Annotated in this window: 15 protein-coding genes and 4 pseudogenes; 13 read left to right on the top strand and 6 right to left on the bottom strand. The window is 70.7% G+C overall.

Features of this window, described 5'->3' with window-relative positions; genetic code table 11:
• Positions 1-5 precede the first annotated feature (5 nt).
• Complete coding sequence (locus ACFVX4_RS31435; RefSeq protein WP_389983689.1) at positions 6-287, bottom strand: hypothetical protein; 282 nt, start codon at positions 285-287, stop codon at positions 6-8.
• Here ACFVX4_RS31435 and ACFVX4_RS31430 point away from each other — a divergent pair.
• A pseudogene (locus ACFVX4_RS31430) lies at positions 236-628 on the top strand (tetratricopeptide repeat protein); the annotation flags it as partial. The gene ACFVX4_RS31435 and the pseudogene ACFVX4_RS31430 sit on opposite strands and share 52 nt — an antisense overlap.
• Position 629: 1 nt before the next feature.
• Positions 630-1,166, top strand: a complete 537-nt coding sequence (locus ACFVX4_RS31425) for an NUDIX domain-containing protein (protein WP_389983687.1) — start codon at positions 630-632, stop codon at positions 1,164-1,166.
• 539 nt (positions 1,167-1,705) lie between these two features.
• Here the strand turns inward: ACFVX4_RS31425 and ACFVX4_RS31420 are convergent.
• Positions 1,706-2,365, bottom strand: a pseudogene (locus ACFVX4_RS31420) (dimethylarginine dimethylaminohydrolase family protein); the annotation flags it as partial.
• 339 nt (positions 2,366-2,704) lie between these two features.
• On the opposite strand from ACFVX4_RS31420, the gene ACFVX4_RS31415 reads away from it, so the two are divergent.
• From ACFVX4_RS31415 to ACFVX4_RS31405, 3 genes are all read left to right on the top strand, one after another.
• Positions 2,705-3,310, top strand: coding sequence for a hypothetical protein (locus ACFVX4_RS31415; protein ID WP_389983684.1), 606 nt, complete (start codon positions 2,705-2,707; stop codon positions 3,308-3,310).
• 240 nt (positions 3,311-3,550) lie between these two features.
• Positions 3,551-4,408, top strand: coding sequence for a peptidoglycan recognition protein (locus tag ACFVX4_RS31410; RefSeq protein ID WP_389983681.1), 858 nt, complete (start codon positions 3,551-3,553; stop codon positions 4,406-4,408).
• A 96-nt stretch (positions 4,409-4,504) separates the two neighbouring features.
• A complete protein-coding gene (locus ACFVX4_RS31405) occupies positions 4,505-5,005 on the top strand; it encodes a levansucrase (RefSeq protein ID WP_389983678.1) in 501 nt (166 codons plus the stop codon).
• Between the two features lie 174 nt (positions 5,006-5,179).
• Here the strand turns inward: ACFVX4_RS31405 and ACFVX4_RS31400 are convergent, their stop codons facing one another.
• Entirely contained in the window at positions 5,180-7,834 is a 2,655-nt protein-coding gene (locus ACFVX4_RS31400; RefSeq protein ID WP_389983675.1) for a glycosyl hydrolase family 65 protein, read from the bottom strand.
• 111 nt (positions 7,835-7,945) lie between these two features.
• Positions 7,946-9,043 carry a threonine synthase gene (locus ACFVX4_RS31395; protein ID WP_389983672.1) on the bottom strand — a complete coding sequence of 366 codons (1,098 nt, stop codon included), beginning with the start codon at positions 9,041-9,043 and terminating at the stop codon, positions 7,946-7,948.
• Positions 9,044-9,271: 228 nt separating this feature from the next.
• Here ACFVX4_RS31395 and ACFVX4_RS31390 point away from each other — a divergent pair, with 228 nt between their 5' ends.
• From ACFVX4_RS31390 to ACFVX4_RS31360, 7 genes and pseudogenes are all read left to right on the top strand, one after another.
• Positions 9,272-10,858: a S8 family peptidase gene (locus tag ACFVX4_RS31390; RefSeq protein ID WP_389983670.1), complete on the top strand. Its 1,587-nt coding sequence runs from the start codon at positions 9,272-9,274 to the stop codon at positions 10,856-10,858.
• Positions 10,859-11,196: 338 nt separating this feature from the next.
• Positions 11,197-11,949 (top strand): GntR family transcriptional regulator, encoded by a 753-nt coding sequence (locus tag ACFVX4_RS31385; RefSeq protein ID WP_389983667.1) that lies wholly within the window; start codon positions 11,197-11,199, stop codon positions 11,947-11,949.
• 158 nt (positions 11,950-12,107) lie between these two features.
• A pseudogene (locus tag ACFVX4_RS31380) lies at positions 12,108-12,370 on the top strand (hypothetical protein); the annotation flags it as partial.
• Between the two features lie 239 nt (positions 12,371-12,609).
• Positions 12,610-12,810, top strand: a complete 201-nt coding sequence (locus ACFVX4_RS31375; protein ID WP_389983664.1) for an SPOR domain-containing protein — start codon at positions 12,610-12,612, stop codon at positions 12,808-12,810.
• Between the two features lie 196 nt (positions 12,811-13,006).
• On the top strand, positions 13,007-13,411 hold the full coding sequence (locus tag ACFVX4_RS31370) for an NUDIX domain-containing protein (protein WP_266425453.1): 405 nt from the start codon (positions 13,007-13,009) through the stop codon (positions 13,409-13,411).
• Positions 13,412-14,034: 623 nt separating this feature from the next.
• Positions 14,035-14,463 carry an ATP-binding protein gene (locus tag ACFVX4_RS31365; RefSeq protein ID WP_389983661.1) on the top strand — a complete coding sequence of 143 codons (429 nt, stop codon included), beginning with the start codon at positions 14,035-14,037 and terminating at the stop codon, positions 14,461-14,463.
• Between the two features lie 193 nt (positions 14,464-14,656).
• Complete coding sequence (locus ACFVX4_RS31360) at positions 14,657-17,185, top strand: SpoIIE family protein phosphatase (protein WP_389983697.1); 2,529 nt, start codon at positions 14,657-14,659, stop codon at positions 17,183-17,185.
• A 34-nt stretch (positions 17,186-17,219) separates the two neighbouring features.
• Here the strand turns inward: ACFVX4_RS31360 and ACFVX4_RS31355 are convergent, their stop codons facing one another.
• Entirely contained in the window at positions 17,220-17,933 is a 714-nt protein-coding gene (locus tag ACFVX4_RS31355; RefSeq protein ID WP_389983658.1) for a PspA/IM30 family protein, read from the bottom strand.
• 123 nt (positions 17,934-18,056) lie between these two features.
• Positions 18,057-20,165 carry a TPM domain-containing protein gene (locus ACFVX4_RS31350; protein WP_389983695.1) on the bottom strand — a complete coding sequence of 703 codons (2,109 nt, stop codon included), beginning with the start codon at positions 20,163-20,165 and terminating at the stop codon, positions 18,057-18,059.
• 161 nt (positions 20,166-20,326) lie between these two features.
• Between ACFVX4_RS31350 and ACFVX4_RS31345 the strand changes: the two are divergent.
• A pseudogene (locus tag ACFVX4_RS31345) lies at positions 20,327-21,300 on the top strand (hypothetical protein).
• Positions 21,301-21,500 lie beyond the last annotated feature (200 nt).

Raw genomic sequence — 21,500 nt, 5'->3', positions numbered from 1 at the left:
GAGAGCTACGCCGCAGGACTCCACCTGCGCGGCTCCATCCTCTGGCTACGCAGTCTGCCGACCACCCGGTGATCCGAACTCAGAACAGGCCCTAGGCCGACGGCGCCGAGGACGGAGTGGATCGCGCCGAAGGTCTGGCCGGTGGCCTGCAGGTGGTGCAGTGCGTGACCGACGGCGAACGTGGCGCCGTCGGTGTGGCCGTACTGGGAGCGGGCACGGTGTATCTGGAGGTCGACCAGGTCCACGCCGGTCACGCGGGCCTGGTGGTGCTTCGCGAGGTGCGCCATGTTGTGGCCGGGGTCGCAGCCCAGCTCAACTGACTGACCTTGCCGACCACATCGGCACAGAACAGCAGCACCGCGACGCCCTCACCCGCTGGGACCCGGAGAAGTACAAGCGTGTCCACGCCCTCACCCACGCCGACCTCGGAGACAGCCTCGCCGCCCAGGCCCGAGCCGACGAAGCCGTCGCCGCCTGGACCCAGGCCCTCGTCCTCATGGAGGGCATGACATCTGACCGCACCCGCAAGGCGATCACCTCGATCCGCTCCACGCTCGCGGTCTACCAGCGCCGCCGCGTCCCCGGCGCCATCGATCTCGCCCGCCGCGCCCGCGAAGCCCTCGCCTAACATGCCCAACAACTCGCCCGACGAAGGGAACCCCGTGGCCCAGCAGACCGACGACCGCTCCCAAGCCCTCAAGCCGGCGCTCGACTCGATGACCCTGCTGGTCGCGGCCGTCATTGTCCACGACAAGGCCACCAACCGTGTCGTCCTCCTCCAGCGCAGCGAGAACGCCAAGTTCGCCCAGGGACTGTGGGACCTCCCCGTCGGCAAGAGCGAGCCGGGGGAGCCGATCACCGAAACCGCGGTCCGCGAGCTGTACGAGGAGACGGGCCTCATGGTGAAGCCCGAGTCCCTCAAGGTCGCCCACATCATCCACGGGGCCTGGGGCGTCGAAGCCCCCAACGGCTTCATCACCGTCGTCTTCGCCGCTGACGAATGGACCGGCGAACCCGAAAACCGCGAGCCGCGCAAGCACTCGCAGGTTCGCTGGATCGACGCCGACGCCATCCCCGAAGCCTTCGTCGACACCACCGCCAGTGCCCTCCACCACTACCTGAACAACGGCTCGGAGGTCTCCTTGGACGGCTGGTCAGCTGAATAGACCGCTTTTCGGTACTCATTAGAAGTAGCTACTTCTAGGCGAATCGCTTGCAGATTTCCAGCATTCTGGAGACCTCCGTCACCTCTGCGGGTGTCGTCGCCCTCCCTGATATGTATCTTGTCATCCAGGAGGGGTGCCTCCGGCTGCTCAGGAATGCGGATAACGATCACCCCGAGTCCGTAGTGGCCAGAGTAGGACAAACTGGCGAGCATGCTGTCCTTAAGGCCTTGCGGGGGCCCTGATGAGCGAATGGCGTCTTTCCAGCGGGCGAAGTACCTCTCTGGTGTCTCGCCGAGCTGTTTTGCCTCCCTTCGCACTCCTGCAACAAGGCGACGGCCTACCTTGCGAGCTTCCACGCCGTCGAGCGAGCGAATTCCACTCGCGTCGGCAGCCTTGTCTGCAAAGCCGACCAGGATGGTGCCAGCCCGATCTTTGCCATTGCTGGCGCTGGGGACTTTAGTCCCTGCCTGGCGGGAAGAAGGTAATTTCGAACTTTGTCTTTGGAATCTTTCCGTCTCCCACCTCCGAAGGATTCGAAGTCATGGGGTGAGGCTCGCGATTTCCTCAGGGGTGCTGCATCGGAATGACCCGCCCAGAGAACGGGTGATGGAGCAGTCCACGTATTCGACGTGGACGCCGAACTTTTCGATCTCCTGGCCGAGGGAAGAGAACTCGGGGTCGGTCACGTACGAATCCGGGCCGAGAGGGAGGCCGTTGGTGGCCAAGGAGGTGGCCTGATCGAGGTCGACGGTGATTTTGTCCCACTCCTTGAGCGAGTCGGGGATTCCGTCGAGCAATGCCTCTTCGGAGGCGACGAGAAGCCCTTCTCTGATGAACCCCAATGCGCAGTCCAGATGCAGAATGCGCTCGTGCAGACGCACCTTTTCGACCGTGTAGCCGTATGGCGCCAAGAACTTGGCCAGCCACTGGATACCCAGTGGGTTCGAGGCCAGTCCGGAGGTGCCGACGAAGGCTTTCCTGCCGAGGACCAGGACGTCGCCGCCTCCGAGGAAGGGCCCCGGGCCGAGGGTGGGGTCGTCCAGGGCGGCGATCTCCGGCATGGGTACCGCGACGTACGTGCAGTCGGCCGGATACACGTGATCGCGCAGCACTTCCCGCAGCGGCAGTACCTCGCGGCGCCGGTGCAGGAAGCGCATGGATGCCTCGATGACGTGGTTGCCCACAGTGAAGAAGGGGTCGCGGGCGAAGAAGTTGGCGTAACCGTCGCCGGCGGTCGCCTTCTCCGCAGGGGTGAGCGGACGAGGGCGATGGGCCTGGACTCCGTGGCGCTCAAGAACCGCACGGAATGCTTCCCGCTCCTCTTCCTAGCGGGCCTGTCGTTCCGGGGCGAAGTCCTTCGTATCGCCGCCGGCGAAGTGGTCCCTGCTCGTGTGGGCGAGCTGGTCGGCCGGCGCCGGGGCAGGCGGCGGTTGGCCTGTTGATTCCGGACCCGCGCCTCATTGCCGCATCGGTTGCCCCGTGGTCGGAGACAGGCAGTGGGCCGTACTTCACACTGTCGCTCCATGGGGAACACCTTGATGACCACGGTGATCGCGATCGTCGGCACCCTCATGGGCAGCGGATTGACGGCGTTTGTCACGGCGCGAACGGAGCGGCGCAAAGATGAGGCACTCGAACGGCAGCAGATACGCCAAGAGGGCGCACAGGACCGCACCCAGCTTCGAGAACTCCGCGTCGAGCATCGAAAGTGGCGGAGGGAGCGCAGACAAGCCGCCTACCAGGGCCTGATGGACGCGGCACATGAAGCGCAGGGCGCTGTCTGGCAACTCTCACGGCTGACTCTCGACCCCTTTGACCAGCAGCGCTATGACATCAGGCGCGGCGTGGCCATCGATGCGGTACGGGCGACCCTGCGGGCGGCCCATACGGTGCAGCTCGAAGGGCCGCCTTCAGTGGCTGAGGCCGCGGCGGAGTATGCCGAAGCCGTCGACCAGCACATCGGCCCGCCCATTCAGTACCTGATCGAGCTGAGCAAGGGGCCGGTGAGCGACACGGTGAACGAGCGGTATCAGGCCAGGGCTGCCGAGACGGCCACGCACCTGGAGAACATGCACCGGCGGTTCGTCCCGCTCGCAAGAGAGGCTCTGGACGAGCTCATGTCCGAAGCCGGTGAGCGCCCGTAGAGCCACGCTTTCGCGGGTGGGAGCTCTGCACCGCACGTTCCGCCGCGTGCTGTCGTCGTGCTCCGTGCGGCAGTTGGGTGATGTGCCGTCGTGCTCGCCTGTCTGCACTAACCCGGCGCGCGCCGGAAACCTGTCGCCGCAAAGCTGTGGGCATACGCGCTCCCGCCGACATCCCGGCGAAAGACGAAGAAGGTTTTCCCTGTGCGTCTGTACCGAATAGCGCTGTGGGTCACGGTTCCCATGGCGCTTCCCCTCCTGGCGGCGCCTGCCGGAGTGGCGACGGTCCGTGCCGTCCGCGACACGACTCCCGAAGGGTCCCTTTCCGCATGGCAGCCCGAAGCGGTCGCGCAGCAGGTCGTGCCGGTCGTCGACGTCGGGCGGCCGTTCCCGGCCCTCGGAGCCACGTCGATGGTCCTGCCCCGCACGGTGCCCCGGCCCGCCATCGTGTCCCGTGCGCAGTGGCGGGCCGACGAGACCAAACGTGACCCTCGGGCCCACTACGCGGAAGGCGTCAGGGCGGTCTTCATCCATCACACCGACACCCCCAACGGCTACGACTGCGCGAACGTCCCCCGTACCCTGCGCAATCTGTATACGGGCCAGACCCGTGACCGGAGTTGGGGCGACCTCGGCTACAACTTCCTCGTCGACAAGTGCGGCACCATCTACGAAGGCCGCGCCGGCGGGGCCGACCGGCCCGTCATCGGCTCCCACACCCTGGGGTTCAACCAGGGCACTGCGGGCATCGCGGCGATCGGCACGTTCGGAGCGGGGGCATCGGTACCGGCAGCCATGGAGCACGCCATCGCGGCCCTCGCCGCATGGAAGCTCGGCCTGAGCGGCACCGACGCCGCCGGCAAGGTGCGGCTCACCTCCACGAACGGCAAAAGCCGCTACGCCAAGGGCACTTCGGCCGAGTTCGACGCCATCTCCGGCCACCGCGACGGCTTCGCCACCAACTGTCCCGGGGATGCGCTGCTCGCGAGGCTCCCCGCGATCCGGAAGCTGGCCGCGGGTCTCCAGGGCAGGCTCCCGCGAGCACCCTCGGGCGCCCGTCTCGCCGCGAGCCCGGGGAACGGCCACCGCGGCAGTCGCTGACGGTCCGCCGGAGGCGGTGCGCGCCCGGGGCCGGTGCGCAGGATGTCCGTCGCCCCGTATTCCACGAACCGGGCCGGTCCGTGGACAATCGCGGCCATGAGCGAAGAGTCGATACGGAACTACCTGGCCTCGGTCGAGAGCCGACTGGCGGCCGATGCCTGCGCCCCGCGCTGGGAGGACTGGTCCGGAGTCCCGGTCCTCGTCGGGCGGCGGGCCGACTTCCGGATGCGGTGGGCGGCCACCAATCTGCATCTGTTCACCGTGGCCGCCGCCGTGCCCGCGGTCACCGTGCCCGTCATCGACACATTCACCACGCAGGTGCTCGCGTACGCCAAGAAGAACAAGGGCGGTCTGCCCGTCGGGATGCAGACCGGTGTCGCGGCCTTCCCCGTTCTCGTCAGTGATCGGATCGATCCGGCCGCGATGGCGTGGGCGGAGGAGAAGCAGCGCAATCAGTTCGCCTGCTTCGCGCGCCCGGTCGTGGTCGACAGCGCGCAGGGCTACGTGGGCATGTACCGCGGGAAGCCGGCCCTGGGGCGGGCCTATGCCTCGCATCTGATCGAGAAGGGCGCCCGCTACTTCCATCCGCAGGGCTGAGGCGCCGGGGCTGCAGCCGGGGTGGTCCGCTCCCTTCTCGTTTCCCCCTGATCGGCTGCGCGTGGCCGCACGCCGTGCGGCACGCCGCTACGGATCAGGGGAACTGCTCGGCCGCTACTACGGCTTCGGCAGCAGGTTCCGTGCCCGCGGCCGACGTCACGTACGCCTGTTCGGCTACGGCTGCGTGATCCTCAACTCCCGTACACCTGCAGGCTTATGCGCGTCCTCGGACTCGACCGTCAGCCGTACCAGGCGGGCCAGCGCCCCCGCACGGTACGGCTGCCAGTGCGTGCCGTCGGGTGATGTGTCCAGGTGGTACGAGGAGGGGCGCGTGTCCGTCCACTCCGGTTCGGCCGCGGTCACCGCGCCCGTACGCTCCAGGTCCACCGTCAGTGCGCCCGTCGCGCCGTCCGGGGACCAGGCGGTGGCCTGGCTGCCGTCCACCGCGGCGGCCGCGTACAGGCCGGGGGCCTCCGATGCTGCCGTCGCCGGGCGGCAGCGGGCCGCGTCGGTCGTCGCTGCGAGGTCGGGGCGGCGGGTGGGGAGAGCGAGCGTGCGGGTGAGCAGGTGGGGGCCTGCGGGGGAGTGGACGGTGAAGGGGGCGCCGGAGGTCAGCCGGACCGTCGTCGTCCGGGGGCCGATCGCGAGGTCGTACGTGCGGCCCCGGTAGCGCAGGCCCGTCAGTGTGACGCCGCTGCCCAGTTGCGGCGGCAGCATCGGATCGAGACGTACCCCGTCCTCCCGCAGCCGCAGGCCCGTCAGACCGTGTGTGAAGACCTGGAGGAACCCGCCCTTCCCGGTGAGGAAGTCCTCGGCGGGGAAGCCCGAAAGAGGGTCCTGCGCGCCCGCCTTCGCGCCCCGGGCCTCGCTGAAGAGGGCGTACGGGCCGCGCATGAACGGGCGGACGGCACGCTGGAGATAGGTGTACGTCGCGCAGCCGGGCTCCCCGATCGTGGCCGCGTCGATCGCATGGACCGAGTCGGTCATGGCCGGGCCGTCCGGGTCGGTGCGCTCCGCGTAGTAGTCGAGGGTGGACGCGGCGGCGCCCGGCTCCATCGGCCACTCCAGCGGGTAGATCAGCAGCACCGTGTCGGCCTGCTTGATCGTCGAGCCGTTGTAGCCCGCGTACTGGAGGAAGAGCTTCCGCGCCGGGTCGTACGGGATGCGCAGGCCGTCCGCGACCCGCGCCCACTCGGCCGGTGCGGGGTGTCCGAGCAGTCGCGCCGCACGGGTGGCGTTGCGCAGGGCGGTGACCGCGACCGCGTTGGTGAAGACTCCGTCGTTGACACCGTTGCTGTACTCGTCGGGGCCCGCGACGTCCTTCACCGAGTAGCCGCCGTCGTCGTCGGCGGTGGCCCGCGAGGCCCAGAAGTCGGCGATCCCTTCGAGCAGCGGCCAGCCGCGCCCGGCCAGCCAGTCGCGGTCCCCGGTCGCCAGGTAGTACTGCCAGACGGCCAGCGAGATATCGCCCTGGAGATGGTTCTGGGTGACGCAGTGCGGGGGGTTCCAGCTCTGGCACTCGGACCACAGATCGCCCCCGCTCGCGCTCGTCCACGGGTAGAACAGGCCCTGGAACCCCAGCTTCCGGGCGTTGGCGCGGGCGGCGTCGCGGGTGCGGTAGCGGTACTCGACGACCGGGCGGGCCAGCTCGGGGCGGGTGGCGAGCAGCCCCGGGTACATCCAGGTCTCGGCGTCCCAGAACACCATTCCGGCGTAGTTGTCGCTGGTCAGACCGGCCGGTGCGATGCTGTCGCGCGAACCGGCCCGGGTGGAGGCCATTAGTCCGTACTGTGCCGCCCGAAGCCACTTCTGCAGTTCGGGACTGTCCGGTACGGAGATGTCGGCCGCCCATGCCCGCCGCCAGGCGGCCGCGTTCGCGGTGAGCACCCCGGACCAGCCGCGCCGGGCCGCGCGCCGGGCGGCGTCGCGGGCGGAGTCGCGGGGGGCGGGGGAGGTGAGCGCGGTGTCGATGCCGACGTACTTCTCGAAGGTGTACGTACGCCCGTCGCGCACCCGGTGCGTGCTCCGCGCCGCGACCGGCGCTCCGGCCCCCGGCGCTCCGGAGCGCACGGTCTGGACGATCGCGCCCGTGGTGCCGGTGCCCCGGGTGCGGAACGTTCCGTCGTCGTCGAGATCGAGCCGGCGCGCGCCTCTCGGGTCGAGGCGGCCGGTGACGGTCGCGGTGCCGTTCCAGTGCGGTGTCATGCGCAGGCGTACGGCGCCGGTGTGCACATCGGACCGGTCGGCGAGCACCTCGTACGTCAGGTCGGTCGCGCGCCCGTCGGCCGTGGTCCACCGCAGCGACGTGCGCACCAGTCCGCAGCGCAGGAAGAGCGTCTGACGGTAGCGCGAGATCCGGCCGGGGGGCGTGTCGGAGCCGTAGGTCTCGTCGCCGACGCGTACGTCGAGGTCGGTCCAGCTCGGCAGTGCGGCGACCACCTCGCGGCCGGCGGCGAGATCCTTGTCGCGCCCGAACAGGCCGGAGACGAACGCGCCGTCGTAGCGCGGGGTGAACAGTGGCCAGCCGGTCTTCTCGCCCGAGGCGGCGTATCCGGCGCCCGCGGCGGGCACCCGGTGCCCCAGGTAGCCGTTGCCGGTGTAGGGGTCGTAGCCGGCTGCCTCGCCGAAGCGGGTGGATGTCGGCGCCCAGGAGGGATCGGTGTCCCGGCCGCAGGCGGTGGTCGCCGTGGAAGGAGCGGAAGGGGCGGAAGGGGCGGAAGGAGGCGCCGTCGCGTACGAGACGGGGCTCGGAGACGCGATCAGGGCGCCCGCGACCAGGGACGCGAGGGGCGCGAGGGACGTGAGGAGACAGCTGCGCGAGAGGCTCACCGTACGAAGGTAGGGAAGCGCGTGCCGCGTGGCGGTGCGCGGCACGCGGGGTGAACGGCTGACGGGGCGGCAGGCGTGGCGCCGGGCGCCGGGCGCCGGTGGCCCGCTCCGTCAGGTCGCGAGCCCGGTCTTGAGACCCGCGCCGCACAGGGGGACGACGACGCTCCGGTCCGTCCAGCCGCCGACCGCGGCCCAGCAGGCGACGCCCGTCGTCTCCACGTAGAACCCGCGGGCGGCCAGATCCAGCTGTGCGGCACGGATCTGATCCTCGGTCACCGTGAGGAAGGTGCCGCCCGATTCCCGGACCGCGGCCAGGATGGCGCGGGCGCGCGGCGGGCGGGGGATGGCGATGCCCTCGGCGAGGGTGGGGGCGGCGGGGCCGGCCGGGGCGTCGGGCAGTCCGTCTGCGTCGGCGCGGAAGGCGGTGGCCAGCGGGGAGACGGCCTCGGCCTGTACGGCGATCAGCGCCGGGCGCCGGTCGATCAGCCCCTGGGCGTGCAGTTCGGCGGTGGCCAGGGCCGCGCCGAGGAGAAGGGTGCCGTTCCCGACCGGTACGGCGATGGCGTCCGGGAGCCGGCCGCCGAGGTCTTCCCACATCTCGTACACATACGTCTTCGTGCCGTGCAGGAAGTACGGGTTGAAGACGTGCGAGGCATAGAAGGTGCCGGGGGTGTCGGCGGCGGCACGGGCGGCGGCCGCGGTGGCCTCGCGGTCGCCGGGGACGATCTCCAGGCGGGCGCCGTGGGCCCGGATCTGCTCGGTCTTCTTCGGGGACGTGCCCTCGGGGACGTACACCGTGCAGGGGAGCGAGGCACGGGCGCAGTACGCGGCGACGGCCGTGCCGGCGTTGCCGCTGCTGTCCGCGACGACGCGCTCGGGCGACAGCCGGCGGGCCAGCTCGGCGAGCATCACCGCGCCGCGGTCCTTGAAGGAGAGCGTCGGCATCAGGAAGTCGAGCTTGGCCGAGACCGTGCCGGTGAGCGGGACGAGCGGGGTGCGGCCCTCGCCGAGCGTGGTAGCGGGCGAGGAGAGGGGCAGCACCTCCTCGTAACGCCACAGTGAATTGACGCGTCCGGCCAGGGAGTTGAGCGAGAGCGTGCCGGCGGCTTCGAATTCCAGGTCCCAGGGGCCGCGGCAGACCGGGCAGCACCAGGTGAGAGCGGTGGTCTCGGCGCGGGTGCCGTCCTGCGGGCAGATGTATGCGGGCATGCCCGTCAGCATGTCAGGCGTGTGGCAGCGCCGTGGCGAAGGTATTGCGGAGCCCAACGCACCCTTGTGCGATTTCCAAGAATCGGTCAATCTTTCGCTGTCGGCAGGGTCGTGGGCAGCGCGGAACCCTCAGTAGTCGGTTGTCATGCTCATGCTGTCCGGCCCCTGTTCCGTCTCGACCGCACGTGAACCCCCACCAGAGCACCGCAATCGAGGAGGACCCCCCACATGTCAGTGACGCCTCACACCCCCCACGCACGCCGAAGACTCGCCGCGGCGAGTGTCATAGCCGGTGCGGCCCTCGCGCTCTCCGGCGCGGTGGTGTTCCCCGCCTCGGCGTCCGGGCCGGCGGCGGAGGGCCGGATCCAGAACGCGGGTGCCCCGGGCACCATCAGCGGCAGCTACATCGTCACGCTCGACGAATCGGCGGCCGACGCGGGTTCCGCGAAGGGCAAGGCACTCGCCGAGGAGTACGGCGCCGAGATCAAGAAGACCTACCGTGCCGCCGTCAACGGCTACGCGGTGGAGCTCTCGGAGGGCCAGGCGAAGAAGTTCGCCGCCGACCCTGCCGTCGAGTCCGTGGTGCAGAACCGGACCTTCAGGGTCACCGGCACCCAGCCCTCGCCGCCCTCCTGGGGACTCGACCGGATCGACCAGAAGTCCCTTCCGCTGAACCAGAGTTACACCTACCCCGACAAGGGTGGTGAGGGTGTCACCGCGTACATCATCGACACCGGTGTGCGGATCACCCACAGCGACTTCGGTGGCCGGGCCTCGTACGGCTACGACGCCATCGACAACGACAACACCGCGCAGGACGGCTACGGCCACGGCACCCATGTGGCGGGCACCGTCGCCGGTTCGGCGTACGGCGTGGCCAAGAAGGCGAAGATCGTCGCCGTCCGGGTCCTCGACGACAGCGGCTCCGGCACGACCGCGCAGGTCGTCGCGGGCATCGACTGGGTGACGGCGAACGCCGTCAAGCCCGCCGTGGCCAACATGAGCCTGGGCGGCGGGGCGGACTCGGTGCTCGACGCCGCCGTGCGCAAGTCCATCGCGTCCGGCATCACCTATGCCGTCGCCGCGGGCAACGAGTCCACCGACGCCTCCACGAAGTCCCCCGCGCGGGTCACCGAGGCCATCACGGTCGGCTCCACCACCAGCACCGACGCCCGCTCCAGCTTCTCCAACTACGGCAGCGTGCTGGACATCTTCGGCCCGGGTTCGTCGATCACCTCGGCCTGGAACACCGGCGACAGCGCCACCAACACCATCTCCGGTACGTCGATGGCGACCCCGCACGTGGCCGGCGCCGCGGCCCTCTACCTGGCCGACCACCCGAGTGACAGCCCGGCCCAGGTCTCCGCCGGACTGGTCGCCGCGGCCAGCACCGGAGTGGTGACCAACCCGGGCACGGGCTCGCCGAACCGGCTGCTGAACGTCGGCAGCGGCTCCACCACCCCGCCGGACGGCAAGAAGTTCGAGAGCACGACGAGCTACGCCATCGGCGACAACTCCACCGTCGAGTCGCCGATCATCGTCACCGGTGTCACCGGCAACGCGCCGGCCACACTGAGCGTGCCCGTGAACATCACGCACACCTACAGCGGCGACCTGAAGATCGACCTGGTCGCGCCCGACGGTTCGGTCTACAACCTGAAGGCTTACGGGACCGGTGGCAGCGCCGACGACGTGAACACCACCTACTCGGTGAACGCCTCGTCGGAGGTGGCCAACGGCACCTGGAAGCTGCGGGTCGGCGACAATGCGGCGGGGGACACCGGGAGGATCAACTCCTGGGGCCTGCAGTTCTGATGACGACAGTTCCGACGACGACAGTTCCGACGACGACAGTCCCGGCGGCGACAGTTCCGACAGCGACAGTTCGATGACGATGCGTCCGTGACGCGTCGGACAGGTGGGGCGGCTGCTTCGGCGGTCGCCCCACTCCTGCGTGGAGCCGAATGCGGTTGCGGTGAACCGGAGGAGGGGATGAGGCGTGAGAAGAGCTGAGTTCCCTCTGGTGGTCGGCAGTCGGATATGCGTGAGGGCAAGGCGAATCATCACTTCGGGTGAATCTTTGGCCTGCGCTTGCGGTTCACAACCGACGGTTGTCAGGCTGTTGCAGACTGTCAACCTGTTGGGAGTGGCCTGTGGCTTTCGGTGAGCAGCCCGCGTATTTGCGCGTTGCAAGCGATCTGAGAGAGAAGATCGTCAATGGTGCGCTGCCGCCGCATACGCGCCTGCCTTCGCAGGCCCGTATCCGCGAGGAGTACGGAGTCTCGGACACCGTCGCGCTGGAGGCGCGGAAGGTGCTGATGGCCGAGGGCCTGGTGGAGGGGCGCTCCGGTTCCGGCACCTATGTGCGTGAGCGCCCCGTCCCGCGGCGGATCGCCCGCTCCGGCTACCGGTCCGCGGTCGGCGCCAGTCCGTTCCGCCAGGAGCAGACGGCGGAGGGAGTGCACGGGACGTGGGAGTCCCGCAGCGAACAGGAGGGGGCGAGCGCCGAGATCGCCGAGCGCCTGGGCATCGAGCCCGGCGACCGGGTGATGCGGACGGGATACACCTTCCGTGAGGCGGGGGAGCCGATGATGCTCTCCACCTCCTGGGAGCCGCTCGCCGTGACGGGGCGTACGCCGGTGATGCTGCCGGAGGAGGGCCCGTTGGGTGGCTGCGGGGTGGTCGAGCGGATGGCCGCGATCGATGTCGTCGTGGACAACGTGGCCGAGCAGGTCGGTGCGCGCCCGGGGCTGGCGGAGGAGCTCCTGGCGCTCGGGGGTGTGCCGGGCCATGTGGTGATGGTGATCGAGCGGACGTACTACGCGTCGGGCCGCGCGGTCGAGACGGCGGACGTGGTGGTGCCCGCCGATCGCTTCCGGATCGCCTACCACCTTCCGGTCAGGTGAGCGGTGCGTGGAGGGTGGCGTCTGGCGTCGGTGACGGCACGTTGATGTCCGGCCGGTTCCCGTAACCGACGGGCGATCACCGGCTGCAAGGGATTGTCATGTCCCGCTCCTACCGTCCGGTCCGCACCCGCACACGGACGACGGACGGGAGGCCGGCGATGACGGACACAGCCACACCGATGACGGCCGGGGCACCGGCCGGGCCCCCGGAGCCACCGGCCGCACAGGGCCCGGAGGCCACGGATGCCCCGGCCGGGGGTCGACGCCCCGGCCCCGGGCCGCAGTTACGCGAAGCTCGCCGCCGACGAGAGCCGGGAGGGCCACTTCCCTCCGGTACGCGCCGCACTCCTTCCGGCGCTGGTCGCCGGCCACGGTCGCGGGTACCGCACTCGGCGGGATCGTCTATCCTGCCGACCTGTCTCGCCGACCTCGCGATCGGCGCCTCGATCATCGCGGTGCCGGACGCGGGGTAGCGGCGGCGGACGGCACTGACACACGGGGCGCATCCAGCCGGGTGCGCCCCCCTTGTCGGCCGGATCCGTATCTCTTTGTGTAATTACGTATCCGTTGCGTGAAGGTCAGGCGTACGCTCGGGCATATGCGTACTGCGGTTTCCTGGGGATCTTTAGTGACGTGCACGACGTTCGAGGGAGGGGCGCGATGCTGGGGAGGGACGCGATGAGCGACGGCGGTGCCGCTCTCCCGTGGCTGGTCATAAGGCAGGACGACAACGGCAATCGCTATCGCGTCGGCAGATACGCCACGCAGGGCGAGGCCCAGAAGATCGCCGACAAGCTCGATGAACACGGACACAAGCAGCTCTACTGGGTGGAGCAGGCCGGACAGAGCGCCCGGCCGTAGAGCGACCGCGAGGAGCGTGGCGGGGCGGTGGTCGCGCTCCGGCGCGCGACCGGGTCTGCGTTCGCCGCGCCGGTCGCCCGTGCTCCGTCGCCCGCGCCGGTCGCCCGCCGTTCCTGCGGTTGCGAGGGCGTTCCGGCAGGCGGCTTCCGTCCCTCTAAGGTCCTGTCCGACCGGGTTGCACATGAACGAAGGCGGAATGATGTCGGTCCTGATCGACACGGTGGCATGGGTGCGGGTGGAGAACGGCAGGATCCTCTGCGCGCGACCACGGGGGAAGGACGTCTTCTACATCCCCGGTGGCAAGCGGGAGGGCCGGGAGACCGACCTGCAGACCCTGCTGCGTGAGGTCGAGGAGGAACTGACCGTGGCCATCCTCCCGGCGACGGTGTCCCACATGGGTACGTACGAAGCGCAGGCGCACGGCCATCCGGACGGCGTGGTCGTGCGTATGAGCTGCTACGCCGGTGAGTATCACGGGACGCTGGCGGCCAGCAGCGAGATCGAGGAGATGGCCTGGTTCTCCTACGCCGACCGATCGCTCGTCCCGCCGGTCGACCAACTGCTCTTCGACGACCTCAAGGCCGCCGGCGCGCTGGCCTGAGCCGCCACTGTCCTCTGCCTGAATCGTCCCCGTCCTCGGCCTGAACCGTTCGCGCGGAGTCGGCCCGCGCGGCGGTTCATCGGCCGGGACGCACCAGTCGGTGCTCGTACGCGCCGCCGGGTCGCCTCCGTCCCGTCGCCCGGCGACCGGAAACACATCCCGCAACGGGCCCCGGAAACGGCGTGTTTGAGGGGGTGCCGGTCCCGGTGAAGGCGATGTGGAGGCCCGATCCGCCTACCCGGTCAAGCAGTTCGGGAGGCGGGAGAGGCCGGGCCGCGCTCCAGAGGCCGCCGCCGTCGCCGCTCCGCGGCCGTCATCGCCGCCGGGATCCCGCCGCATGGCCGGCGACATCGCGGGTACGAGCAGCAGAACCCATGTCCGGGCCGGGTGCGGTGCCGGTACGTACGGGGCGCGCCGGGCGGGCGGTCGACCGGGGCGAACGTCATGACGGCGGCGCGTGCCGATCGCCTTGTGCGCCCTTCTCTCTGTGCACATCTGTTCGTGTGCGCGGCCGTACACCCGTACGCCCCACGTGTCGTTCCTGGCGATAGGTCACCCTAAATATCGGGTATGTGCTGAATAACCCTTGTAAACAGGGTGTTCCCCGCTGCGGGTCTTGGGAAGTGATCGGCGTGATCGACAGTGCAGGCGACTGCGCCGAGTGGACCTTCCCGGCTGTGCCGGGCGCCGTGCGATCGGCACGGCATGCCGTCCATGAGGCGTTGGGTGCCTGGGGGCTCGACGCGGCCGTCGGGGATGTGACAGTTCTGCTGGTCAGCGAGTTGGTGACCAACTCGATGCGGTATACATCGGGCCCCATCGGCGTACGGCTGGTGCGCCCTCATCTCAACGGTGACGGCCCCGCCGCCCACCCGGGACTGCTCGTGGAGGTCTCCGATCCGCTTCCGGATCCGCCCACCGAACGTATGGCTGGACCGGAGGACGAAGGGGGCAGAGGGCTGCAGCTGGTGGCGTGTTCCGCCCGCCGCTGGGGGACCCGTCGGGGAAAGACCGGCAAGACCGTGTGGTTCGAGCTGGCCCTGCCTGGTTAGGAGTGGGGTGGGACGGACAGCGATCACCAGGGGTCGGCCAGAAGCTGGCTGAAAGGGACTGAGACCGTGCTGTGATCGTGAACGCCGTGTCGGTTGGGGCCGGAGTGCTGAATACTGCGGACAGGACCGGTCCGGTGTGTGAGCTGGAGGGGACGGTCGCGTGAGCGAAATACCTGGGACAGCGGGCGAGATCGTGTGGCAGAGCAGCCCGCCTGGCTCGATCTACGACTACATCAGGGTCGCCTCCTTCTCGATCGGCCCCGATGGCCTGATCGAGCAGTGGAGCCGCCGGGCCGCCGGCCTCTTCGGCATTGCCGCGGACAGGGCGGTGGGCCTGGATCCGGTCGAGGCGTTCATGCCTGCCGAACTGCGCACCGACGGCCGTCGCAGAGTCGGCGAGATCCTCGACGGCAAGGAGTGGACGGGCCTTGTCCCCTTCCGGATACCGGGCGAGGACGGCATGCGCGGGCTCGCCGAGATCTATGTGATGCCGAGCGGTACGGCGAGCGGGGAACGGGCCGCGCTCTGCATCGTCGTGGACGTCCGGGCGCTGCGCCACATCGAGACGGACCTTGCCGCGTCACAGGCCATATTCGGCCAATCTCCCTTCGGCTTCGTGCTGTTCGGTACGGACCTCGCGGTGATCCGTGCCAACCAGCGCTTCGCCACCGTCTTCGGCGGCCGGGCCGAGGACCACCGCGGCCGTACGGTCGAGGACTACCTCTCCGGCCCCGAGGCCGACCGGCTCACCGCCACCATCGAGCGCGTCCTGGCGACCGGGACATCCGTCACCGATCTCCAGATCATCGGTACCGCGCCCGGCGAACCCGGCAGCCGCCACTGGTCCATGAACCTCTACCGCGTGCACAGCGGCTCCGGCCGCCCCATCGGCGTCGCCGGACTGGCCACCGACGTCACCCGGAGACACATCGCCGCCCGCGAGGCCGCCAGCGCCCGCCGCAACCTCGCGCTGCTCAACGAGGCCAGTGCCCGTATCGGCAACTCCCTCGACCTGGAGACCACCGCCCGCGAACTCCTCGACGTCGCCGTGCCCGGCTTCTGCGACCTCGCCTCCGTCGACCTCTACCAGGGACTGCTCACCGGCGACGACGCACCTCCCGGAAGCTGGGATTCGCTCCGTCAGGTATCGGTCGGCGGCTCCGCCGAACTGCGCCGCGTCGCCCTGGCCAGTGCGGTGTCGGACGCCCTGCCCGACACCACCGGGGACACCGGCTCGCCCGAGCTCGGCTCCGTGCACCGCTTCTCGTTCAACTCGCCGTGCGCCATCGCCCTGCGCACCGGCCACGTCGAGGACGTGCCCGGCGACGACCGGGGCTTCGTCCAGTCCACCCTCGCCGTACCGATGGTCGCCCACGACACGGTGGTCGGCCTGGTGCAGTTCTCCCGTACGAAGGGCAGCGAACCCTTCGGCGAGCGGGACCGCGCACTGGCCACCGAGCTCGCCGCCCGCGCCGCGGTCTGCATCGACAACGCCCGCCTCTACCGCCGCGAGCACGAGCGCGCGCTGATCCTCCAGCGCAGCCTCCTGCCGCCCGGCGACCCGGTGGCCGCGGGCCTCGACATCGCCTGCCGCTACCTTCCCGGCAACACGGCCACCGAGGTGGGCGGCGACTGGTTCGACGTGATCGAACTCCCCGGCCACCGCACCGCCCTCGTCGTCGGCGACGTGATGGGCCGCGGGCTGCGGGCCGCCGTGGCCATGGGCGAACTGCGCACCGCCGTACGGACCCTGGCCCTCCTGGACCTGGAACCCGCCGAGGTGCTCTCCGCGCTCGACGAGGTCGCCCGCGGACTCGGCACCCCCGGCGGCGGCAACGCGCCAGGCGGCTCCCAATGGCCCTCACGGGCCGCCCACAAGTCCCGCGAGGCGGATCTCTCCGAGGTCTATCTGGCGACCTGTGTGTACGCGGTCTACGACCCGGTCACCCGGCGGTGCACCTTCGCCAACGCGGGCCACCTCCCGCCCGCCGTGGTCGAACCGGGCGAGGCCGCCCTGCTGCTCGACGTCCCGCCCGGAATGCCGCTCGGCGTCGGCGGCGAACCCTTCGAGGAGGTCGAGGTCGAACTGAAGGAGGGTTCCCTCCTCGCCCTCTACACCGACGGGCTCGTCGAGTCCCGCGACCACCCGCTCGACGAGGGCCTCGATGCCCTGCGCGGAGCGCTCGTCGATCCGCAGCGGCCGATCGAGGACCTCTGCGACCACGTACTGACCACGCTCGACACCCGGCACGGCGAGGACGACATCGCCCTGCTGATGGCCCGTATCCAGGGACTGCCGGCCGACGCGGTCGGCGACTGGCGGCTGCCCCGCGAGCCGCGCTCCGTCGGCCGCGCCCGCGAACTGGCCCGGGGCCGGCTGCTCGCCTGGGGCCTGGACGACCTGGTGGACACCACCGAACTGCTGGTCAGCGAGCTGGTCACCAACGCCCTGCGGTACGGGGAGGGCGAGATCCGGCTCAGGCTGCTGCGCGACCGCACCCTGGTGTGCGAGGTGTGGGACGCCGGACTCGTCCAGCCCCGGCGGCGGCGGGCCCGCGACACCGACGAGGGCGGACGCGGACTCCAGCTGGTCGGGCTGCTGAGCGTGGCCTGGGGGTCGAGGCGGACACCGCGCGGCAAGACCGTCTGGTTCGAGCTGGCCCTGCCCGACGGGGAGCCGGCCGCCGAACTCTCGGTCGAGCAGTTGCTGAGCATGTACTGAGCGGGCCACCGGGCCAGGGCCTGACCGGCAGCGGTCATGAGGCCGTCTTCAGCGCGGCCAGCCGGGCATCGACCTCGGCGCTGTCGCCCAGACTGTCCAGCTGCTCGAACTGGGCGTCCAGGGACGACGCGGCGAGCTCCTGCTTGCCCAGCGCCCTCGCCTCCTCGCGCCGCACCTTGTCCTCGAAACGGCTGAGCTCGCTGGTCGGGTCGAGCACATCGATGTTCTTGACGGAGTCCATCATCTGGTTCTGCGCCTGGGCGGACTTGGCGCGTGCGACGAGCTCGTCCCGCTTGGACTTCAGCTCCGAGAGTTTGGTCCTCATCTGGTCCAGTCCGGACTTCAGCCGGTCCACCACCTCGGTCTGCGCGGCGATGGTCGGCTCCGCCGTCCTCGCCTCCTTCTCCGACCGGAGCTGACGACCGAGCGCGACCTTGGCCAGATTGTCGAACTTGTCCGCCTCCGCACCCGACCCGGCCGCCCGCAGCTCGTCGGCCTTGCGGCTCGCGGCGAGTGCCTTGCCGCCCCACTCCTTCGCCGCTTCCACGTCCTCCTGGTGGTCCTGTTCCACCAGCCGCAGATTGCCGATGGTCGCGGCGATCGCCTGCTCGGCCTCCGAGATGTTGGCCGTGTAGTCGCGGATCAGCTGGTCCAGCATCTTCTGCGGATCCTCGGCCTGATCGAGCAGCGCGTTGATGTTGGCCTTCGCGAGTTGGGTGACGCGGCCGAGAATGGTCTGCTTGGTCATGGACCTCTCCTTGTGCGAGTGCGGTTCTCCGGGTGGATTCCGTATGCGTTCCGTATGAGCCCGTGGGAATGAAGCCATGGGTCCGTGCGAAGAAGTCCTTGGGCCGGCATCCGTACCGTCGGCTCAGAAGCGGCCGCCGCCACCGCGCCGGCCGCGCGTGCCCCCGCCGCCGAAGCTGCCTGGCCCGCCGCCCCCGGTGTGGCCCCCGCCGCCGAACCCGCCTCCGTAGCTCCCGCCGCCGCCCCCGCCCCCGCCCAGGAGCCCGCCGAGGATGATCCCGCCGAGCACCGCGCCGCCGACCCCGCCGCCCCCTGCCCGGGTACCGCCCGGACCGCTCCCGTACGACCGCACGTCCTGCTCGGCCAGGCTCTGGGCCTGCCCGGCCAGCGAGTCCGCCTGCTGCGCCTCGGCCAGCGCCCCCTGCGGATCCTTCGACCCGGCCAGCTCGCGGGACCGGTCCAGCCGCCGCTGGGCCTCCGCCAGACGGGTCCGGGCCTGGCTGCCCACCGCTCCCCGGTTCGTGGTGATGTAGTCGGCCGCGGCGGCGATCGCCGAACGCGCGGTGAGCGTCGCCCCGTCCAGGAGGGAGAGCGCCCGCCGGTCGCCCTGTTCCCGTTCGCGGACGCCGGCCAGCGCCGCGTCGAGCGCCGCGTCCGCCTCCTCCACCCGGCGCAGCGCGTCGATCGGGTCGTACGGACCGGCCCGCAGCTCCTCCCGCACATCGGCGAGCACCGACCGCGCACGGGCGATCCGGCCCCGCAGGTCCGCGGTCGGCGCACCGTCCCCGGTGCCTTCGAGCAGCCCGCCCGCGTCGGCAAGGTCGGTCTCCGTCTCGGTGAGGGCGCCGGGCAGCTTGTCCACCGCCTCCGCGAGTTCCCGGGTCCGCCGGTCCACGGCGTCGACGAGGGTGGTTGCCTGGTCGACGGCGCCCTCGGTGGCCCGGATGTACACCGCTGCGGCGGAATGGTCCGTACCGTCCACCGACTGCCGGGCCCGGTTGAGGCTCGACGTGGCGAACAGGAGCCGGTCCTTGGCCTGTTCGATGTCACCGGCGACGGACGCGGACGCGGATTGCGCGTACCGGCTGCGCATCGTGGCCAGGGCGGTCTCGGCCGCGGAGACGCGCCCGGCGAGAGCCCGGAACGCCGCCTCGGCCGTGGCCAGGGCCTGTGGGGCGTCGCGTTCCAGGGCGCGCAGCCGGTCGAAGTCCTCGGACACGGCGTCGAGGCGGGAATCCGCGTCCGCGCAACGGCCGATGATCTCGTCCAGCATCCGGCGCCGCGTCGCGTCGTCCTCGGGAAAGGCGTCGTCCAGCTGCTGACGCAGCCGGAACGCGGCCATCAGCTCACCCTTCGCGTATCCGACGGCCTCCGTGAAGGAGGCCGCGGCCTCCTCGCCGAACTGGGCGGTGGCGAAACCCAGTTCCTCCTCGCTGGTGCGGACCGCGTCGTCGGTGTCCACCAGTGCCTCCTTCGCCCGCGCGTCGAGCTGCGGCAGCGGAGTCGGCGGCTGTGGCGACCCGTCCGGTCCGGCGGAGGCCGGGCCCCAGCCCTTGGCGCCGGGTGTGGTGCGGGTCGTGGTGCGCCGCCTGCGCCGGGTGTACGCGTAGCCGGCCACCGCTGCCGCCCCGCCGACGACGACCACCGGAAGAATCAGGTCCACGGCGCTCGTCCCGCCGGAGCCACCGGATCCGGGATCGGCGACCCCGGGTGTGACGGCCGGGGTGGGCACGGCCTTGTCGGCCAGTACGGCGGAGTACCCGTTCGCCGCGCCGATCGCCGCGCCGGCCCAGTCGTTCTCCCGGAGCGCGGGCTCGATCGCCGTGCGTGCCACGTCCTTCAGCTGTGCGTCGGTGAGGCGTGAGCCCTGCTCGACGGTGTACACGTACTGCCGGTCGTGGGTGGCGACGGCGAGCAGGACGTCATCGCTGCCGAGGCCGTTCCGGTCGGCTGTTTGATCGGCCCAGCTCTGCGCGGACCGTCCGGAGAAGTCCCGCACGTACACGACGAAGAGCTGGACGCGGCGGTCCGCGTACAGCCGGTCGAGTGCGGCCCGCACCTGGTCCCTGCGGTCCCCGAGCGCCCCCACCTTGTCGGTGATCTGCCCGTCCCGGGACAGTGTGACGGGACCGTCGGCGCGAGTGGAGAGCGCTGCGGGAAGGGCCAGCCAGCACACCGTCATCAGCACGGTGAGAAGGGCCCGGCCCGGTATGGATATCCGGGTACGACTCACGAGCGGCATCACATTTGTGAGGCTATGTCCACCCTCTGTCACCCGCGACCCGGCGACCGGGCCCGCCATCGGTCCCCGGGAAGTGCGCCATGATGCCGTTCGTACGGCGACGGCACACCGGCACACAGGGGGAGACGGACGTGCTCACGGGAATCAGGCGCATGGCCGGGGACATACGGAAGAGGGCGGCCCGGTTCCGGTGGACCTGGCCGAGAAGGATCGCGCTGGGAGCGGTCCTGGTGATCGTGGTGCCGGTCCTCACCGCGGGTGTCGCCCTGCGGCTCAACTACTCCGGCGACCCGGGCGACGGCACCCGCACCCGTGGCCGCGACGCCATCTGGCTCGGCCACGCCTGGGTCGACGGGCGCAAGGACGACGCCGACCTCGCCGCGTTCGCCGCCCGGATCGAAGGGACGGGGATCAAGGACCTGTACGTCCACGCCGGACCGCTGGAACACGACGGCACCCTGCCCGCCACGAGCTACCCGAGGGCCCGGTGGCTGCTCGACGCCGTGCACCGCACCCTGCCCGGCATCCGGGTCCAGGCCTGGCTCGGCGACGTACTCGCCACCGAGGGGCCCGACGGGCTGCGCCTGGAGCGGGCCGCGTCCCGCACCGCCGTGGTCGCGTCGGCCCGGCAGATCCTGGACGCCGGGTTCGACGGCGTCCATTTCGACCTGGAGCCGCTGCACTCCGGCGACCGCCACTACCTCTCGCTCCTCGACGACCTCGGTGCGCTCACCGGGGCGCGCAAGGCGCAACTGTCGGTCGCCGCCCACCAGATCGACCCGCTGCCGGCGGCGCACAGCGTGATCGGAGCGCTCAGCGGCCGGCAGAAATGGTGGGCGCAGGAGTTCTTCGGACAGGTCGCGCGCCGGGTCGACCAGATCGCCGTCATGTCGTACGACACCTGGATGCCCCTGGAGGGGATGTTCGGCGGCTATGTCGCCCAGCAGACGGCGCTCGCGCTCGAAGTGACGCCGAAGGGCACCGATCTGCTGATGGGACTGCCGTTCTTCCACGAGAACGACCTGGGACACCATGAGTCGGCCGCGACCGTCTCGGGGTCGCGCTCTACGTCGACTTCGCCGCGCGGGACGGCGACTGGGCGGCGTACCGCGAGGGCTGGAACTGAGAGCGTCCGGCAGTAGGCCTCGGGGCGTCGCGGGGCTGGGGCACGCACCCCGGCCCCGCTCGTTCACCCGCGCCGCCTACGGCCGGACGCTCTGAGCGGCGGCGTACCGGGCCGGGGCCGGGCCCCGAAAGCCCCACCCCCCACCCGTACGCCACCCCGTTCCCGGGGAATCCGCCGGGGAAACGCCCCTTTGTGGGCGG

Origin of the sequence: Streptomyces sp. NPDC058240 (assembly GCF_042882135.1) — a bacterium.
GTDB lineage: Bacteria > Actinomycetota > Actinomycetes > Streptomycetales > Streptomycetaceae > Streptomyces.
Note: the sequence above shows the minus strand (reverse complement) of the source record. Positions and strands in the feature narration are given on the sequence as shown.

What these genes read in the sequence shown, in the direction of transcription:
- ACFVX4_RS31395 (WP_389983672.1), bottom strand. Translation starts at nt 9,043, where the DNA reads ATGCCCGCATACATCTGCCCGCAGGACGGCACCCGCGCCGAGACCACC.
- ACFVX4_RS31415 (WP_389983684.1), top strand. Translation starts at nt 2,705, where the DNA reads ATGACCACGGTGATCGCGATCGTCGGCACCCTCATGGGCAGCGGATTG.
- ACFVX4_RS31410 (WP_389983681.1), top strand. Translation starts at nt 3,551, where the DNA reads ATGGCGCTTCCCCTCCTGGCGGCGCCTGCCGGAGTGGCGACGGTCCGT.
- ACFVX4_RS31355 (WP_389983658.1), bottom strand. Translation starts at nt 17,933, where the DNA reads ATGACCAAGCAGACCATTCTCGGCCGCGTCACCCAACTCGCGAAGGCC.
- ACFVX4_RS31390 (WP_389983670.1), top strand. Translation starts at nt 9,272, where the DNA reads ATGTCAGTGACGCCTCACACCCCCCACGCACGCCGAAGACTCGCCGCG.
- ACFVX4_RS31375 (WP_389983664.1), top strand. Translation starts at nt 12,610, where the DNA reads ATGCTGGGGAGGGACGCGATGAGCGACGGCGGTGCCGCTCTCCCGTGG.
- ACFVX4_RS31425 (WP_389983687.1), top strand. Translation starts at nt 630, where the DNA reads ATGCCCAACAACTCGCCCGACGAAGGGAACCCCGTGGCCCAGCAGACC.
- ACFVX4_RS31370 (WP_266425453.1), top strand. Translation starts at nt 13,007, where the DNA reads ATGATGTCGGTCCTGATCGACACGGTGGCATGGGTGCGGGTGGAGAAC.
- ACFVX4_RS31405 (WP_389983678.1), top strand. Translation starts at nt 4,505, where the DNA reads ATGAGCGAAGAGTCGATACGGAACTACCTGGCCTCGGTCGAGAGCCGA.
- ACFVX4_RS31435 (WP_389983689.1), bottom strand. Translation starts at nt 287, where the DNA reads ATGGCGCACCTCGCGAAGCACCACCAGGCCCGCGTGACCGGCGTGGAC.